We start from the raw sequence: 17164 nt of genomic DNA on the forward strand, positions 1-17164 counted from the left end.
CTATTCCTCCTTTTTCGAAACAGGTTTCAAGTGAGAAAATGGAGAAGACAAGTGCCTCCTCCGTATTTCTCTATTGCTTAAAGCTTTTCCTTATATTTTACACAATTTCAGGAATTGATTGTTCTTTTTTTTCTAATTGCTCTAAACGACGTTCCATCGAAGACACATCATGCTCTTTTTCGATACGTTGACCAAGACGATCAATATATTGTTCCATTTCTTCAAAAGCCACTAAACGTTTTTCAGCATTATTCGATGATTCAGGTTGTAGCATACGGTCCATTTGGTGATGAGCTCGAGTAACATTCTCTTTGCCCATTAATTGAAGTTGACGTACTTTCATATCTTTTACTTTATGTTTCATCTCTTCATATTTCTGTTCAAGCCCAAATAACTCATCAGTTGTACGAGAGATACTAGCTTGGAGTACATCCGTCCGATTGGTATAGGCTGAAACCTCTGCTTGTGCAAACTCAATTAATTCACTTTCATCCGTTTGGCGTGCAAGTTCCAATTGGGAAGTTCGTTTAACTAGCATTTCTTGCGCTTCTTGAAGTTCTTTTTCTAGCTGCATCTTTAGTTGAGATTGTCTTTCGATCCATGTACCTGTTTTTTCTGTTTGCTTTTCAGCTTCTCGAATATATTGGTTTAACATGGCAATGGGATTTTTTTGTTCCTTTTTATCAAATACGTTGTGTAAATCTGCTTCGAATGCATACTTAAATCGTTTCCATAATGTTGTCATGTATGTTTCCTCCTTATTTGTTTAGCTCTTGCCATTGTTTTTCAAAGTTTGTGAAAGGGTCTGAAGAAAAAGCTGTTGCTTGATTAGATGGTACAAATGATTGTTGTTTCCACTTTCGAACGACATACCATAAACCGGCGATTGCAATAATTCCGAAGAAACCCGGTACATTTGCAACTGCAGTTAGTAATCCGGTAATTCCGACTGCTACCCAAAATACTTTTGATAGAGTGGAACCTCCTTTTAAATAGTAATGCATGCCTGCGAATACAAGTAATGCAGATAGAGCGAGTCCAAGTAACGGGCCAAGATTTACAAGTGCTACAATTCCTGCGACGACACCAATGAAGACTAATCCGAATTTTTTCATGTGTTTGTTTCTCCTTTCAGTTTGTACATTTATCGTACCAATTTGATTGAGATTGCCAAACGGTCTTGAAATGCATTTTTGACTAAGACCTAAGACGTAGAAAATTCTAAGATGAAGGTAGAAAATTAAAGAAATCTTCTGTAAAATAGGAGTGAGTGAATATTCATTCAATTTAGATAAATGAGGTGTAACGATGAATGAAGTCGTGATTATAGAAGGAATACGTTCGGCAGTAGGAAGAAGAAAAGGAAAGTTAACATATACGCGCCCAGATGAATTGGCGGCAACCGTATTAGAAAAATTAATTGATCGTGTAGGCATTAAAAAAGGCGATGTAGAAGATATTATTTTAGGATGTGTCTCACAAGTCGGTGAACAAGGTGGAAATATTGCAAGAACAGCCGCACTCATTGCTGGGTTTCCAACAAAAGTGCCAGGCACCACAATTGATCGTCAATGTGGGTCTAGTCAGCAAGCGGTTCATTTTGCCGCACAAGCAATTGCTTGTGGAGATATGGATATCGTGATTGCAGGTGGCGTTGAAAGTATGACACGTGTGCCGATGATGTCAAATATGGGCGATGCTAAACCTAGCAAGAAATTACTAGAAAAATATGAAATCATCAATCAAGGATTATCAGCTGAACGAATTGCAGAAAAGTGGGATTTATCTCGTGAAGAATTGGATGCATTCTCTGTTCAAAGTCATGAACGTGCCTTCCAAGCAATCGCGGAAGGACGCTTTGAAAAAGAAATCGTGCCAATTGAAGTGACAAAAGAGGATGGAACGACTGAGCTGTTTTCAATTGATGAAGGTCCACGAGCAGGAACGACGTTAGAAACACTTAATGGATTAAAGACCGTATTTGATGCTAATGGAAGAATTACGGCCGGCAATGCTAGTCAAATGAGTGACGGAGCCTCAGCCGTTCTATTAATGTCACATGAAAAAGCACAACAATTAGGATTAACACCACGTGCTCGCATTCATACACGTGTCGTTGTTGGGTCAGATCCAACATTAATGCTGACTGGTCCAATTGCAGCGACTCAAAAAGTGTTGGAGAAAGCGCAATTAACAATAGAAGATATGGACGTTTATGAAGTTAATGAAGCATTCGCTCCGGTGCCACTTGCCTGGTTAAAGGACATAGGCGCTGATCCAGCAAAATTAAATCGCAATGGTGGAGCTATTGCTCTTGGGCATCCACTAGGCGCTTCAGGCACGAAACTGCTTGTCACATTGTTACATGAACTAGAACGAACAAAAGGCCGCTATGGACTCCTTGCGATTTGTGAAGGCATGGGTATGGCAAACGCGACGATTATTGAGAGATTAGAAGAATCGGAGGATTAAGCATGAAAACATCTGAAGTAATCGCTATAGTAACGGGTGGCGCATCAGGACTCGGAGAAGCTACAACTCGTCACCTTGTAGAAAAAGGTGGAAAAGTCGCTATTTTTGATTTGAATGATCAGCGTGGGGAAGCATTGGTTGAAGAACTAGGTCACGAGCAAGTTATTTACTTCCAAACAAATGTTACGAATGCACAACAAGTTGAACAAAACGTAGCTCAGGTAGTTGAGCATTTTGGCAAAATAAACATGTTAGTGAGTTGCGCAGGGATTGCTACACCAGGAAAAGTAGTGTCCCAAAAAGGACCACTAGCACTCGAACAATTTGAACAAGTCATTCAAGTGAACTTAATCGGCACATTTAATGTGCTACGAATTGCCGCACAAGCTATGCAACAAAATGAACCAAATGATGAGGGCGAGCGGGGGGTCATTATTAATACCGCTTCAGTGGCAGCATTTGAAGGGCAAATTGGTCAAGTCGCATACAGCGCTTCAAAAGGTGGCGTCGTCGGAATGACTTTACCAATTGCCCGTGAATTTGCGAGAGACGGCATTCGTGTAATGGCGATTGCCCCTGGACTTATTGAAACACCGCTGTTTGAAGGACTGCCAGAACCAGCACGCACGGCACTTGCAAAATCTGTACCTTTCCCCAATCGCTTAGGCAAACCAAGTGAATATGCGCAATTAGTAGAGAGCATTGTCATCAATCCCATGCTAAATGGCGAAGTGATTCGGTTAGACGGCGCTATAAGAATGCAACCAAAATAAGGAGGAATTTTGATGGGGAAGTATCGATTTGAGACAGATGAGCATGTGATGTTCCGCAAGTCCCTTCGAAAGTACTTAGAAAAAGAAGCGGTTCCACAATATGAACAGTGGGAAGAAGACCGCATGATTCCTAAAACTTTTTGGAGAAAGCTTGGAGAAATGGGGTATTTATGTCCTCAAGTTGAAGAAGCCTACGGGGGTCTAGAAACTGACTTCCGCTACGCAGTAATTATTGGCGAAGAACTGGAACGCGTAGGAGCGAGCTTAACTGGGGTTGGCTTGCACAATGATATAGTAGTTCCTTACTTCGAAGCGTATGGCACGGACGAACAAAAATCACGCTGGTTACCTGGGTGTGTAACTGGCGACCATATTACAGCCATTGCCATGACAGAGCCAGGAGCTGGATCTGATTTAGCGGCGATTCAAACTACTGCTGTAAAAGATGGAGATCATTATGTTGTTAATGGTTCAAAAACGTTTATTACTAATGGCATAAATGCAGATTTAATATTAGTTGTGGTGAAAACTGATACAAAAATCGAACCAAAGCATCGCGGCATTAGCCTATTGGTCGTTGAAGAAGGCATGCCAGGATTTACACGTGGCCGCAAACTGAACAAACTGGGGATGCACGCTCAAGATACGGCAGAATTGTACTTTGAAGATTGCAGAGTGCCAGTGAAAAATCTTCTTGGTGAAGAAGGAAAGGGTTTTACGTATTTGATGGAAAAACTTCAGCAAGAGCGATTAATGGTGGCAATTTCCGCTCAAACAGCTTCTGAAGATATGGTCGAAATGACACTGGATTATGTGAAATCCCGCAAAGCATTTGGCAAACCTATCGCATCGTTTCAAAACACTCAATTCAAACTAGTGGAAATGACCACCGAAGTCGAGCTTGGCCATTCGTTCTTGGAATCGTTAATTGAAGATCATTTAGCAGGAAAAGAAATTGTCTCTAAAGTATCAATGGCTAAATATTGGTTAACCGAGACAGCGAAGAAAATTTCCGGAGAATGCCTGCAGTTACACGGAGGCTACGGTTATATGGAAGAATATAAAATTGCCCGACGTTACCGCGATATTCCAGTCGCGTCAATCTACGCAGGAAGCAATGAAATCATGAAGGTGATCGTCGCGAAGAAAATGGGGTTATAAGTGCGAATTACTTATACCAGGGTTTAGGAAGAAGCGAGGAACATGATGAACTTATTGACTGAACAAGACATTGTGGAAGTTATTTCAAAAGATAAGTGGATGATGGATGTAATTCGACAAACGGCGACACTTGATTTACCAGATTGGTGGATTTGTACGGGTTTTATCAGAGCAAAAGTATGGGATGAGTTGCATGGATTTTCCAGAAAAACCATACTACCAGATGTGGATGTTATTTATTTTGACTCGAATCATCTAGACGAACAAAATGAAAAATTATTCGAAATTAAATTAAATCAGGTAGACGCTACAATCCCTTGGTCCGTTAAAAATCAAGCAAGGATGCATACTTTGAATCAGGTAGCACCCTATACGTCATCTATAGATGGAATTTCAAAATTTCCAGAGACCGCCACTGCAATTGGAATCACTTTGGATGAAAAAGGGAAACTTCGGTTATGTGCCCCTTATGGAGTTGAAGATTTAATCGCGATGAAAATTCGTCCAACTCCTTTTTTTGAAGAATCACAAATTTACCATGACAGGATCAAACAAAAAAAGTGGTCAACGACATGGGCAAAAGTAACAGTTGGGTAAGCGACAGAGGTTTTTCTGTCGCTTTTGATTTTTTCTGTTACAACAAAAGAAAGTTTCAAAGAGTCATAAATTGCTGACACTTTAAGACAACGTATTGCAAGGAGATTTACAGCATATCATGATATACTTTCCAAAAACAACGAGGAGGGGCCTTTTATGCCGATCAATATGCCTGCCAGCTTGACGAAAGACTTAGCGCTGACAGTATACAATGATGGGTTTGCTCTAGTTCAAGAAATCCGCTCAATTCCTCCACTTTCAGACGATCACGTCGTTTATTATTTAGACGTTCCACAACTGATTGAAACGAATTCAGTGCAGGTGAAAGGTTTAAAAGTCACGGAGCTTACCTATGAATACGACCTGGCGGATCGATTAAAGTTACTAGAAAAGTATGTTGGACATGAAATCAGGCTCGTCAATAAGAAAACGGGCGAAGGAAAAGCCTATCTTTTGTTAAGTGCGCAAAATGGGCTGGTTCTCGCAGACATGCAGACACAGGAAATCGTTCTCGACGCAGAAGGTGAGATTCGATTGCCAGATGGCTCGGAAGAAGTAACGTTTAAACCCACACTAGTGTGGCGCGTCAAGGAGCAGACTGCTGAAGACACGCGTGTAACGTATTTAACGCGTGGACTTAGTTGGGATGCAGATTATGTGGCACAAGTCAGAGAAAATGATTTCGATTTGACTGGGTGGGTCACGTTAACCAACAACTCAGGCATACCGTATCAAGAAGCGAAAGTGAAATTAATGGCGGGTAAAGTAAATCGTGCATCAAGTCGCATGCAAAAAACGACGCTATACGAGCAAAATTCAATGGAACCCGAACGACAAGCTTTTGCCGATTATTATTTATATACCCTGCCTGAAAAACTGACACTGAAGAATCGTCAGCAAAAACAAGTTCAACTCTTTTCTGCCTATCAAATCAAATTCCATACGGTCTATGAAGTGGATGCCTATAGCGACCATCCAACGGTGTACTTTACTTTCCGAAACGATGCGGCAAACGGGTTGGGTTTCCCACTTCCTAAAGGAAGATTCAAATTGTACAAAGAAAATCCGAAAGATGGGTCTTCTGAATTTATCGGGGAAGATTTCATTCCACATACAGCAGTGGGTGAATTGGTCCGCATTAAATCAGGTGAAGCGTTTGATATCACGGTGGAAAGTGAAGTCGTTGCGGAATACAAGAAAGACGGCTATGAATTTGAGGAAGTCGAATACTTGATCCGCAATCAAAAAGATCAGCCGATTGAACTGATCATCAACCACGGCACAAGTAACGGTATATTTGATGTGGTCGAATCAACCCACCCTTGGAAACGGAAAGATGACGATATACAAATCTTTGTCCCTGTACCAGCAAAATCTGAAGTGAAAGTGGCATTTACCATTCGGTATGACCGAAAGCATGATGTAAAGGTGAATTAAAAACATGAAAAGAATCAGCATAGGCACTTTAATCCTTACAATTTATACACTACTTGTTTATTATTTTGGCTTTAACACGTACCAGTGGCTTCAAACATGGAACTTACCTATTCACCCAGTATTGTTTGGCTTTTTGTGGTTCCTACTGGCATTTGGTTACATCATCGGAAAGTTCAGTCATGGATTGAAATATTTCAGTATGATTGGATCTTATTGGTTTATCGTGATGCAGTACGGTGTGATTTTGTTCCCAATAACTTCAATTATTTATTTGCTTTGGCCATCTCAGCAAACCATATTTATTGTAGGAAATGTGGTGGCCTTTGTCTTCTTACTTATTTTTATAGCAGGAACATACATGGCGTTTTCTCCAGTTGTTCGCCATAAAACGATTCGTATCAACAAGGATTCTGGTTCCCATCGCGACTTAAAGTTGGTACTAGCTTCTGATTTCCACTTAGGCCTTCTTTCAAACAAAAAGCATTTGCAACGGTTTGTGAATTTGGCCAATAAAGAGAAGCCTGATGTGGTGTTGCTTGCAGGGGATTTGGTGGATGATGATCCGATTTGGTTTGTGAGTGATGGGATGTCTCCAGTCATGAGGCAATTGAAAACGACTCACGGCGTTTATGGGGTTGTTGGCAATCATGAGTATTATGGACGGAAAATCCCGCTATTGGTAGATGAAATGAGAGAAGCGGGCGTCCAGATGTTGTTAGATGAAACCATTTGCATTGAAAATGCGTTCTATGTAACGGGTAGGGAAGATGCCACGAATGGCAAGCGAAAGTCTTTGGCGAATTTGAAGCCAGAGAAGAGTGAACTACCTTGGTTCGTAATGGATCATACACCTTTTGATTTAAAGACACCAAGCGAGCTAGGTGTAGATGTGCATGTTTCAGGGCATACGCACCGCGGACAAATGTGGCCAAATCACTTGTTTACACGTCGTTTATTCGAGCTTGATTACGGGTATAAACTTAAGAGTTTGATGCACGCTTTTGTGTCATCGGGTTTTGGATTTTGGGGGCCACCGCTTCGATTAGGCTCTCGTTCAGAGCTTTGGTCGATTACTGTCACGTTTTCGACGAAATAAACTGGGAAAAGTTGCGTAAGATTGTTACGATAGAACATAGAGAAAATTTTTTGGTTGGAGGCTGGACATGGAAACCTGGATTACCGATATAATGAGCCAGTACGGATACTTAGGTATATTCTTGCTTATTATGCTTGAAAATATTTTCCCACCTATTCCGTCAGAAGTGATTTTGACGTTTGGTGGAGCTATGACGGCAAAAACAGATATGACCGTAATGGGTGTTATTTTGATTTCGACTGCAGGTTCTGTCGCAGGGGCTGTGATTCTTTATGGAATCGGTCGAATGGTGGATGTAAAACGCTTGGAGAAAATCGTGGATCGTTATGGACGTGTTTTACGTTTAACGAGAAAAGACATTTACAAAGCAGATAGCTGGTTTGATAAATATGGCATTTGGACGGTATTATTTTGCCGCTTGATTCCATTGATTCGTAGCTTAATTTCGATTCCTGCCGGGATGGCGAATATGAAGTTTGGATTATTTTTGTTATTTACAACATTAGGAACACTTATTTGGAATACGATTTTAGTAACAGTTGGAGCGGCTGTAGGCGATAACTGGGAATCAATCGTAGGCGTTATGGACGTGTATTCTAATATTGTGTACTTATTGATTGTCATTGCTGGACTTGCCGTGATTTGGTGGTATTTACAATTCCGAAAAAAAAGAGCATAAGGAGATATTATGGAACTATTTGATTTACTGAAAGCGTTACTACTAGGGTTTGTGGAAGGGATGACGGAGTTCGCTCCTGTTTCTTCTACTGGGCATTTAATTATTGTTGATGATATGTGGTTAAAAACTTCTGAGTTTCTTGGGAAATCTTCAGCCAACTCGTTTAAAATTTTTATTCAGCTTGGATCGATTCTTGCAGTTATCGTGGTTTTTTGGAAGCGATTATTTAGTCTTGTTGGACTTTACAAAATTAAAGACGTAACGCCAGGATCCCAGTTGAAACTATCACATGTTATCGTGGGTTTAATTCCAGCGGGTGTGCTAGGTTTATTGTTTGAAGATTTTATCGATGAGAATTTATTCTCTGTTAAAACGGTATTAATTGGCTTAGTTATCGGAGCCTTCTTAATGCTTGCAGCCGATAAATTTGGACCGAAAGTACCGAAAACGCAAACGTTGGATCAAATTACATATAAGCAAGCTTTCACTGTAGGGCTTGTACAATGTTTCTCGTTATGGCCAGGTTTTTCTCGTTCAGGGGCGACCATTTCGGGTGGTGTATTGTTCGGTATGAGTCATCGTACGGCTGCAGATTTTACGTTTATTATGGCCGTGCCAATTATGTTCGGAGCTAGTTTCTTGTCATTATTAAAGAACTGGGGAGACATTAGGCCTGATGATCTATCGTTTTATGTTGTTGGTTTCATAAGTGCTTTTGTTTTCGCACTCATTTCTATTAAGTTCTTCTTGAAGTTAGTTGAATATTTGAAGTTAACGCCATTTGCGATTTATCGTTTGGTATTAGCTGCTGTGCTAGCGGTTATAATTTATTTCTAAGTGATTCGAAGGCGGTCTCAAATTGAGGCCGCTTTTTGTGTGGGAAAAATGTAGTTTTCTATGTTTCGTGAATAGAATCGGGTAAATCACGTATAGTCGACAAAGAACCGCTCATAGTCGACACGAAAGCAATCATAGACGACAAAAATCCGCGCGTAGTCGACACATAAACGCTCATAGAAATGGCAAATCAAAGAACCGCTCATAGTCGACACGAAAGCGATCATAGACGACAAAAATCCGCGTGTAGTCGACACAAAACCGCTCATAGAAGTAAATGAGGTTGCAGGAAGGTAGCTTTTCACTGTCGAATAGGATGATAAAGAAGGTGAGTAAGTGGATATACAATCATATGTGAATGATATTACGACGGTCTTTGTGGATGAATTACATGATGATTTGGTTGGTGTTTATTTACATGGTTCCTTAGCAATGGGGTGTTTTAATCCAGTGACAAGCGATGTTGATATGTTGGTTATTTGTTCAACAGAAATGACTAACGATACGAAAAAAATCATCATTAAAAGGTTGTTGAGTTTAACACAAGGAAATCGGAATCAATTGGAAATGAGTATCGTGTTAGAGAGGAATGTAAAAGATTTTGTTTATCCTACACCCTTTGAGCTGCATTATTTTCATCCTAACTATTTAATAGATGAAAATTATGTTTGCGGTGGTGAAGGATTTTATGACCCGGATTTAGCTGGACATATGGTTGTAACGTATCATCGAGGTGTGACTTTAAGTGGTGGAGAGATAAAAAATGTTTTTACCCCGATAGCTCGGCGGTATTATATTGAATCGATTTTTAATGATATTGAGGACGCCCAAAAACTCATAATTAAAAACCCTGTCTATTTTACGCTTAACCTCTGTAGAGTTTTGTATTTCCTTAAAGAAGGAAAGGTTGCATCGAAAAGAGAAGGTGGAGAATGGGGAATAAGAAATCTACCTGAAGATTTTAAAACAATTGTGGAACAGTGTTTGGCTGTATATAACGGTTCAGCGAAAGATATTTACATAGGTAGTAATGAAATCGTCCACTTTGCCACGTGGATGTTGAGCGAATGCAAACAATTGAGAAAAGAGGAAGGAAAAAATGAAAGAGACAATTAGTATTAATCACCGGTCTATAGCCATGCAGTTGTTTAATGAAACATGGGATTTAATCGAGAAAAAAGATCGTACCGGAGATGAGGATTCACAAATGCTTGAGAAGGCATACGCGTCACTTTATCATTGGCGCCAAGTTGGCACAAGACTCAATTTAGCTAGAGGATATTGGCAAGTCTCTCGTGTGCATGCCATTCTCGGTCAAGGGGATGTAGCTTTCTTTTACGGCATTACAGGCGTTGAACTATGTGAAGTTGAAGGATTTGGAGATTTTGATTTAGCTTTCGCTTATGAATCAGTGGCTCGTGCAGAAAAATGCCGAGGAAACACGGAGTCTATGGACACTTGGATCGAAAGAGGACAAACAGCAGCGGAAAAGATCTCAAAAGAACAAGATAAAAAATATTTTTTAAGTGAATTAGTGAGTGTTGATAAGGGTTAAGTGAATTCAAAGGCTATTCGTCTATTGAATGAGAAAACACAATATGTTAGATTTATATTTGAATAAAACACAATATGTTAGATTTATATTTGAATAAAACACAATATATAGTATGTAAACGAGAAAATGGTACCAGTAATGGTTTAATAGGGAATTCGGTGAAATACCGAAGCTGTCCCCGCAACTGTAAGTGCGAACGACTGTACAAAGTCCACTGTGTAACGACACGGGAAGGCGTATGGAAGGCTGATGCACGAGCCAGGAGACCTGCCATTTTTTCTTAAGCATCACTTTCTTCGGGGGTTGAGGAGTGGAAGCGAGCTATCAGTAGCGAGCGGTATTTCATTTTTCTCGCTAACCACTTTAACTCCTTTCCATTCTAATATCATGAGCGATGGCTCAGCCGAAAAGGCTGATTCATCGTTTTTTTTGTGTTTATAAAATTGGGCTTTAGGAAGGGGAAAATACCATATGCAAAAGGTATTATCAAAAAAAGAAAATAACATTGATCAGTTATATACATTGTTTACAAGAGAGCAGTTAGTACCATTATTGCGTGCACATGAGAAGTGGATGAAGAAAAATCCTAATGCCACGGATGCACAGTGGTCACAAGCAATGGTGTTAGAATCTCTCAGCCATTTGGACGAGGAGGAGCCATTTTGGACATTCGTAGCAGCACGTATTTATTTAGTACAAGTTTACAGCGAAATGGCCATTTTACGAAGCTGTTCAGTTGATGAAGTTTACGCAGATTTTTATAAACTTCTTACTCGTTTAGCTGACAAAGGGCTATATGATGCTCGACTTCTTCAAGCTTATACAAAAGAAGAAATCACAACACTAGGTGAAATACTTGAACCAGAGCGTGACTCGCTTTTTACATATATCGGCTTAAAAACGTTAATGGACCGCTACGTGGCAAGAGATTTTGATAAAACGTCAGCTGAGCTTCCTCAAGAACGCTGGCTCATCATCGCCATGACATTAATGCAAAATGAATCAATGAATCGCTTAGAAAAAGTGAAAGAAGCATATTGGGCGATGAGTCATTTATATATGACGGTGGCAACACCAACACTTTCTAATGCAGGCAAGCCGCATGGTCAGTTATCAAGCTGTTTTATTGATACGGTAGATGATAGTTTGCAAGGAATTTATGACTCCAACACGGATGTTGCGACATTATCAAAATATGGCGGTGGTATTGGTATTTACATGGGGAAAGTGCGTAGCCGTGGTTCCTCAATTCGTGGATTTAAAGGTGCTTCAAGTGGTGTCATGCCTTGGATTAAACAATTGAACAATACAGCTGTTAGCGTGGATCAACTCGGTCAGCGACAAGGAGCGATTGCCGTTTATTTAGATGTTTGGCACAAGGATATTTTACCGTTCTTGGATTTGAAATTAAATAACGGGGATGAGAGAATGCGTGCTCATGATATTTTTACAGGTGTAAGCTTGCCAGATATTTTTATGGAGAAAGTACAAGCTCGGGAGGAATGGACCCTATTTGATCCACATGAAGTCCGCACCGTGATGGGTTATTCTCTAGAAGATTCCTACGATGAAAAGCGGGGGAAGGGATCGTTCCGTGATAAATATCAAGCTTGTGTTGATGACAATCGTTTATCTAGAGAAGTTGTCCCGGCAATCGATATCATGAAACGAATCATGCGCAGTCAACTTGAAACGGGTGTCCCGTTTATGTTTTACCGTGACGAAGTGAATCGAATGAATACAAATAAACATGAAGGCATGATTTATAGCAGTAACTTATGTACAGAAATTTTTCAAAACATGAGTGCTACGGAATTTGAGTCGATTACGATTGAAGATGATGTCATTGTGACACGCCGTAAACCTGGTGATTTTGTCGTCTGTAATTTGTCTTCAATCAACTTAGGGAAAGCAGTGCCAGCTGGCGTCTTAAAGCGTCTGATCGCCGTGCAAGTTCGCATGCTCGACAATGTCATTGATTTGAATATGATTCCTGTCCCGCAAGCTGAACGGACAAACGCGAGATACCGGGGAATCGGTCTTGGCACATTTGGTTGGCATCACTTATTAGCATTAAAATCTATCCGCTGGGAATCAGATGAAGCCGTAGAGTTTGCGGATGAATTATACGAAGAAATAGCGTATTTAACCATCGAAGCATCGATGAATTTATCAAGGGAAAAAGGACCGTATCCATTATTTAAGGGTTCAGGTTTCCAAAATGGTGAGTACTTCGAATCTCGGGCTTATATATCAAAAAAATGGCGTGAACTTCGCTTTGAAGTAGCGATGAATGGGATGCGAAATGGCTACTTAATGGCCGTTGCACCGAATTCATCTACTTCGATTTTAGCAGGAAGCACCGCTAGTATTGACCCTATTTTCCAAAAGAGTTATTCAGAAGAAAAGAAAGACTATAAAATTCCAGTAACCGTGCCGGATTTAAATCAAGATACTACTTGGTTCTACAAATCAGCGTATTTCATCGATCAACACTGGACGTTAAAACAGAACGCTGCTCGTCAACGTCATATTGACCAAGGGGTATCGTTGAATTTATATGTCCAAAATACAATCAAAGCGAAAGAATTGCTTGATTTACATTTAGATGCGTGGGCAAGGGGATTGAAGACAACATACTACGTACGTTCAACATCGATTGAATTAATGGAATGTGAATCTTGCTCAAGCTAAGGGGGAACCATGTATGACGACAATCGAAAAACGAAAACTTATGGATAAAGATGCACCGAATCGATCAACAGGTATCGTCAATGGTACTTCTTCAAATATTTTAAACTGGGATGATGTCCGATTTAGTTGGGCATATCCAAAATACAAAAGAATGCTCGGCAACTTTTGGACACCATTTGAAATCAATATGGGTTCAGACGTAAAACAATTCAGTTCCTTAAATGAACCGGAACGACAAGCATTCTTAAAAATTATCGGCTTATTGGCATTGCTCGACAGTATTCAAACTGACTTTGCTGGAAAAGTGGCAGATTATCTCACTGATTCTAGTTTGAATGCACTGATGATTATTTTGGCACAACAAGAAGTTATTCATAATCATTCGTACTCATATGTACTATCGAGCTTAGTGTCAAAGGATGAACAAGACCGTGTGTTTGATTATTGGCGTACGGAAACCGTTCTTGAAAAGCGCAATGAATTTATCATGAAAGGGTATGAAGAATTTTCCGATAATCCGAATGTGGATTCGTTATTAAAAGCGATTGTCTATGATGTCATTTTGGAAGGGTTATTTTTCTATTCAGGTTTTGCATTCTTTTATCATCTGGCCCGTCATCAAAAGATGGTCGGCACAAGCACGATGATTAACTACATCAACCGAGATGAACAAATTCATGTGGATTTATTCGTGAAAATTTATCAAGAATTGTTACGGGAATATCCTGAGTACGATACGCCAGAAAGAGCACGTGATGTGGAAGCGATTTTCAAAGAAGCAGCGCTGCTCGAGACTGAATGGGCACGTGAAGTCATTGGAGATCGAATAGACGGTCTGGATGTTGAAGATGTGGAAGAATATATTTACTTTTACGCAAATGTTCGCTGTGCCCAACTCGGCTATGAACGTCCATTTCCTGAATATCGTAAGAATCCATTAAAATGGATCAAAGCCTATGAAGAAGTAGACTTAGGTAAAACCGATTTCTTCGAACAAAAGTCGCGGCAGTACGTCAAAGTAAATGTCCAAGATAACGGGTTTGATGACTTATGATGATCGATAGGAGTATCTTCTAAAGCGAGATAATGAGAGTGTTAAATGAGTTTGAGCGATAAATTTCATTCTATATAAAAGTAGGAATAAATAAAAGGTTTTAATAGATTAATGGCGAACCTAATAAACGATATCTATTTTTTATTAAGGGGATGTAAGCAAATGAAACCAGTTACTCCATATTTATCGTTTTACGGGAATGGCAAAGAAGCTGCGGCATTTTATGAAACAACTTTCGGGTTAAAAAACAATGGAATAATGAAGTATAGTGATAGCGATGGAGGTTTTCCTTATCCACCAGAAGCTGCAGACTACATTATGCATTGTTGCTTATCTGATGAAAACTTCAATATCATGCTTGCAGATTCACCTACTCCAGGCGAATCTGGTGCAACAAATGTCGCATTGATGATTGAATGTGAAAGCGAAGAAGAAGTGAATCGCCTATACAATGCTTTGTTAGAAGGCGGTAAGGCTGTTATGGAGCTTCAAGACACGTTCTGGGGAGCAAAATACGCAAAAGTTTGCGATAAGTTTGGCTATACATGGGATTTGAATTTTGAAAAAGGTAAATTTGAATAAATTTGTGTGAATAAGATTAGTGGGGCTGCCGATGGAACTGGCAGCCTTTTTTGTTGGGTGAAATTGGGTGAATGGGAATAACCCATCCGCGAACGGGAATAAATCTCTATCGAACGGGAATAAACCACCATCCAACAGGAATAAAAAAGCTGAGCGTATAAATACACTCTGCTTTTGTCAATCATTCACTTATTCTTCATCATTTACAATAACATTACGTCCTTTAAGTTTCATAAGTAGTGGAACTACTAGCCAAGCAACCGCTGCTATGATAAATGCTAGAGACAAGGGTTTGCTTATGAAAATTGAGAAATCTCCATTTGAAATCGTCAATGCACGACGCATATTATTTTCAATCATTGGCCCTAATACAAGTGCCAATACAAGAGGTGCAAGAGGGTAGTCGTTTTTCGCTAACAAATAACCAAGAACACCACATGCAAGTAACAAGTATAAATCGAAAGTTGTATATTGGACGGCATATACGCCGAAAAAGGAAATCGCAACAATAATCGGCAAAAGATATTTTTTCGGCGTTTGAATAATTTTCGCAAACACTTTGACGAGTGGCATGTTCAAAACAAGCAACATCAAGTTTCCGATAAACATACTTGCAATAAGTCCCCAAGCAACCTCTGGATGATCCTCAAATAACAAAGGACCTGGCTGGATGTTGTACATGATAAGGGCGCCCATCAAGATGGCAGTTGTTCCTGAGCCGGGAATACCGAGGGTCAACAATGGAATCATAGCACCACCAGATGCAGCGTTATTTGCTGATTCAGGTCCTGCTACTCCTGCAATTACACCAGTACCGAATTTCTCTGGATGTTTGCTAAACTTTTTCTCTGTCATGTAAGAGAAGAATGATGCTAGTGTTGCACCCGCACCCGGTAGAACTCCAATAAAGAACCCTAACAATGAACCGCGAACGATTGGTACCGCACTATCTTTTAAATCTTTTTTAGTTGGTAAAATGCGATTGATTTTTGCAATGGCACCATCTTCTTTATCTCGTTCAAGAATCGTTTTAAAGACTTCACCTAGAGCGAATAACCCAACGGCAATTGTTAAAAATTCGAGACCTGAATAAAGAATAGGTAAGTCGTATGTAAAACGAGCAATTCCTGAAACTGCATCAATTCCGATGGTTGCTAAAAGTAAACCAAATATCGTCATGATTAATGCTTTAGTCATCGATTTTCCAGCTAATCCACTGACCGCACACAGACCGAGAAGCATCAATGAAAAGTACTCTGCTGGACCAAACTTAAGGGCAATTTTTGATAAGGGTTCTGCTAACAATACCAATCCAATTAAGGAAATGATACCTGCTGCAAATGAACCGATAGCAGCAATGGAAAGTGCAGCACCGGCACGGCCTTGTTTGGCCATTTGATACCCATCTAAAGTAGTAACAACGGAAGAAGATTCTCCAGGAGTATTTAACAGAATAGATGTTGTTGAACCTCCATACATGGCTCCGTAATAAACTCCTGCCAGCAAAATAATAGAACTAGCGGCTGCGGCTTCAGTTGGCATTCCAGAAGTTAAAGTAGCGGTAACAGGAATGAGAAGGGCAACCCCACTCATTGGTCCTATACCTGGTAAAACTCCCACGGCTGTTCCGATCAAAACACCAACAAATGCAAACATGATATTTTGCCACTGAAATGCTACAGCAAAACCATTAAATAGAAAATCTAAAGTACTCATACCAAAACTCCTTCCACTTTAAAACTCTGGGAATCCTGGCAATGATCCGCCAAGAAACTCTGCAAAAAAGTAATATACACCGAATGAAAAAGCACCAGCGATGAGAAGTGAACTAATCCATTTCCCACGCTCCATCGTTTGAAATGCAATAAGTAAAAATATAAAGGTCGAAATGACATATCCAAGTGGTTCTAAAACAGTTGCATATACAGCGGCACTTATGAAAATGATTAAGAATTTAACATATTGAACGGACTCTTTTTTTCCTTCAGCACGTTCATATTTCATTGTTTCAAAAAGTAAACGTAGGCTTAATAAAATAAGGATGATTCCTAGTACTGTTGGGAAGATATCCGGTCCTACTGAAGAACCGTACGCACTTTTTGATATCGAACGACTTTCAATGACAAATAAAAGACCAATCAGTAAAAAGGCGATACCTGTGAAACGATCGAACGTTTTACTCATTATCTTTCACACCTCCTTTAGAAAAAGGCGACCGCTACTGCCG

17 protein-coding genes and 1 riboswitch are annotated in these 17164 nt (G+C 40.0%); of the genes, 13 read left to right on the forward strand and 4 right to left on the reverse strand.

Features of this window, described 5'->3' with window-relative positions:
* Window positions 1–97: 97 nt before the first annotated feature.
* Window positions 98–745, reverse strand: a complete 648-nt coding sequence (locus tag C8K15_RS03270) for a PspA/IM30 family protein (RefSeq protein WP_108584994.1) — start codon at window positions 743–745, stop codon at window positions 98–100.
* A 13-nt stretch (window positions 746–758) separates the two neighbouring features.
* On the reverse strand, window positions 759–1115 hold the full coding sequence (locus C8K15_RS03275; RefSeq protein WP_108584995.1) for a lmo0954 family membrane protein: 357 nt from the start codon (window positions 1113–1115) through the stop codon (window positions 759–761).
* Between the two features lie 193 nt (window positions 1116–1308).
* On the opposite strand from C8K15_RS03275, the gene C8K15_RS03280 reads away from it, so the two are divergent.
* From C8K15_RS03280 to C8K15_RS03340, 13 genes are all read left to right on the forward strand, one after another.
* The gene (locus C8K15_RS03280; protein ID WP_108584996.1) at window positions 1309–2472 is read left to right on the forward strand and encodes a thiolase family protein; all 1164 of its coding nucleotides are present in this window, start codon (window positions 1309–1311) and stop codon (window positions 2470–2472) included.
* 2 nt (window positions 2473–2474) lie between these two features.
* Window positions 2475–3245: a 3-hydroxyacyl-CoA dehydrogenase gene (locus C8K15_RS03285; RefSeq protein ID WP_108584997.1), complete on the forward strand. Its 771-nt coding sequence runs from the start codon at window positions 2475–2477 to the stop codon at window positions 3243–3245.
* Between the two features lie 12 nt (window positions 3246–3257).
* A complete protein-coding gene (locus C8K15_RS03290; RefSeq protein WP_108584998.1) occupies window positions 3258–4406 on the forward strand; it encodes an acyl-CoA dehydrogenase family protein in 1149 nt (382 codons plus the stop codon).
* 45 nt (window positions 4407–4451) lie between these two features.
* Complete coding sequence (locus tag C8K15_RS03295; RefSeq protein WP_108585067.1) at window positions 4452–5003, forward strand: nucleotidyltransferase family protein; 552 nt, start codon at window positions 4452–4454, stop codon at window positions 5001–5003.
* A gap of 156 nt (window positions 5004–5159) precedes the next feature.
* A complete protein-coding gene (locus tag C8K15_RS03300; RefSeq protein WP_108584999.1) occupies window positions 5160–6440 on the forward strand; it encodes a DUF4139 domain-containing protein in 1281 nt (426 codons plus the stop codon).
* A gap of 4 nt (window positions 6441–6444) precedes the next feature.
* The gene (locus C8K15_RS03305) at window positions 6445–7536 is read left to right on the forward strand and encodes a metallophosphoesterase (protein ID WP_108585000.1); all 1092 of its coding nucleotides are present in this window, start codon (window positions 6445–6447) and stop codon (window positions 7534–7536) included.
* A 67-nt stretch (window positions 7537–7603) separates the two neighbouring features.
* Entirely contained in the window at window positions 7604–8215 is a 612-nt protein-coding gene (locus tag C8K15_RS03310) for a DedA family protein (RefSeq protein ID WP_108585001.1), read from the forward strand.
* A gap of 9 nt (window positions 8216–8224) precedes the next feature.
* Entirely contained in the window at window positions 8225–9052 is an 828-nt protein-coding gene (locus tag C8K15_RS03315) for an undecaprenyl-diphosphate phosphatase (RefSeq protein ID WP_108585002.1), read from the forward strand.
* 378 nt (window positions 9053–9430) lie between these two features.
* Window positions 9431–10168, forward strand: a complete 738-nt coding sequence (locus tag C8K15_RS03320; RefSeq protein ID WP_146173633.1) for an aminoglycoside adenylyltransferase domain-containing protein — start codon at window positions 9431–9433, stop codon at window positions 10166–10168.
* On the forward strand, window positions 10152–10607 hold the full coding sequence (locus C8K15_RS03325; protein WP_108585004.1) for a hypothetical protein: 456 nt from the start codon (window positions 10152–10154) through the stop codon (window positions 10605–10607). Before C8K15_RS03320 ends, C8K15_RS03325 begins: the two co-directional genes overlap by 17 nt.
* A gap of 110 nt (window positions 10608–10717) precedes the next feature.
* Window positions 10718–10896: riboswitch (cobalamin riboswitch) on the forward strand.
* 182 nt (window positions 10897–11078) lie between these two features.
* Window positions 11079–13301 (forward strand): ribonucleoside-diphosphate reductase subunit alpha, encoded by a 2223-nt coding sequence (locus C8K15_RS03330; protein ID WP_108585005.1) that lies wholly within the window; start codon window positions 11079–11081, stop codon window positions 13299–13301.
* 13 nt (window positions 13302–13314) lie between these two features.
* Entirely contained in the window at window positions 13315–14355 is a 1041-nt protein-coding gene (locus C8K15_RS03335; RefSeq protein WP_108585006.1) for a ribonucleotide-diphosphate reductase subunit beta, read from the forward strand.
* A 162-nt stretch (window positions 14356–14517) separates the two neighbouring features.
* Entirely contained in the window at window positions 14518–14937 is a 420-nt protein-coding gene (locus C8K15_RS03340; protein WP_108585007.1) for a VOC family protein, read from the forward strand.
* 189 nt (window positions 14938–15126) lie between these two features.
* Here the strand turns inward: C8K15_RS03340 and C8K15_RS03345 are convergent, their stop codons facing one another.
* Together C8K15_RS03345 and C8K15_RS03350 are read right to left on the reverse strand one after the other, a co-directional pair.
* Entirely contained in the window at window positions 15127–16653 is a 1527-nt protein-coding gene (locus tag C8K15_RS03345) for a tripartite tricarboxylate transporter permease (RefSeq protein WP_108585008.1), read from the reverse strand.
* An 18-nt stretch (window positions 16654–16671) separates the two neighbouring features.
* Entirely contained in the window at window positions 16672–17121 is a 450-nt protein-coding gene (locus tag C8K15_RS03350; RefSeq protein ID WP_108585009.1) for a tripartite tricarboxylate transporter TctB family protein, read from the reverse strand.
* Window positions 17122–17164 lie beyond the last annotated feature (43 nt).

The organism is Paenisporosarcina sp. OV554 (genome assembly GCF_003058165.1).
Taxonomy (GTDB): domain Bacteria; phylum Bacillota; class Bacilli; order Bacillales_A; family Planococcaceae; genus Paenisporosarcina.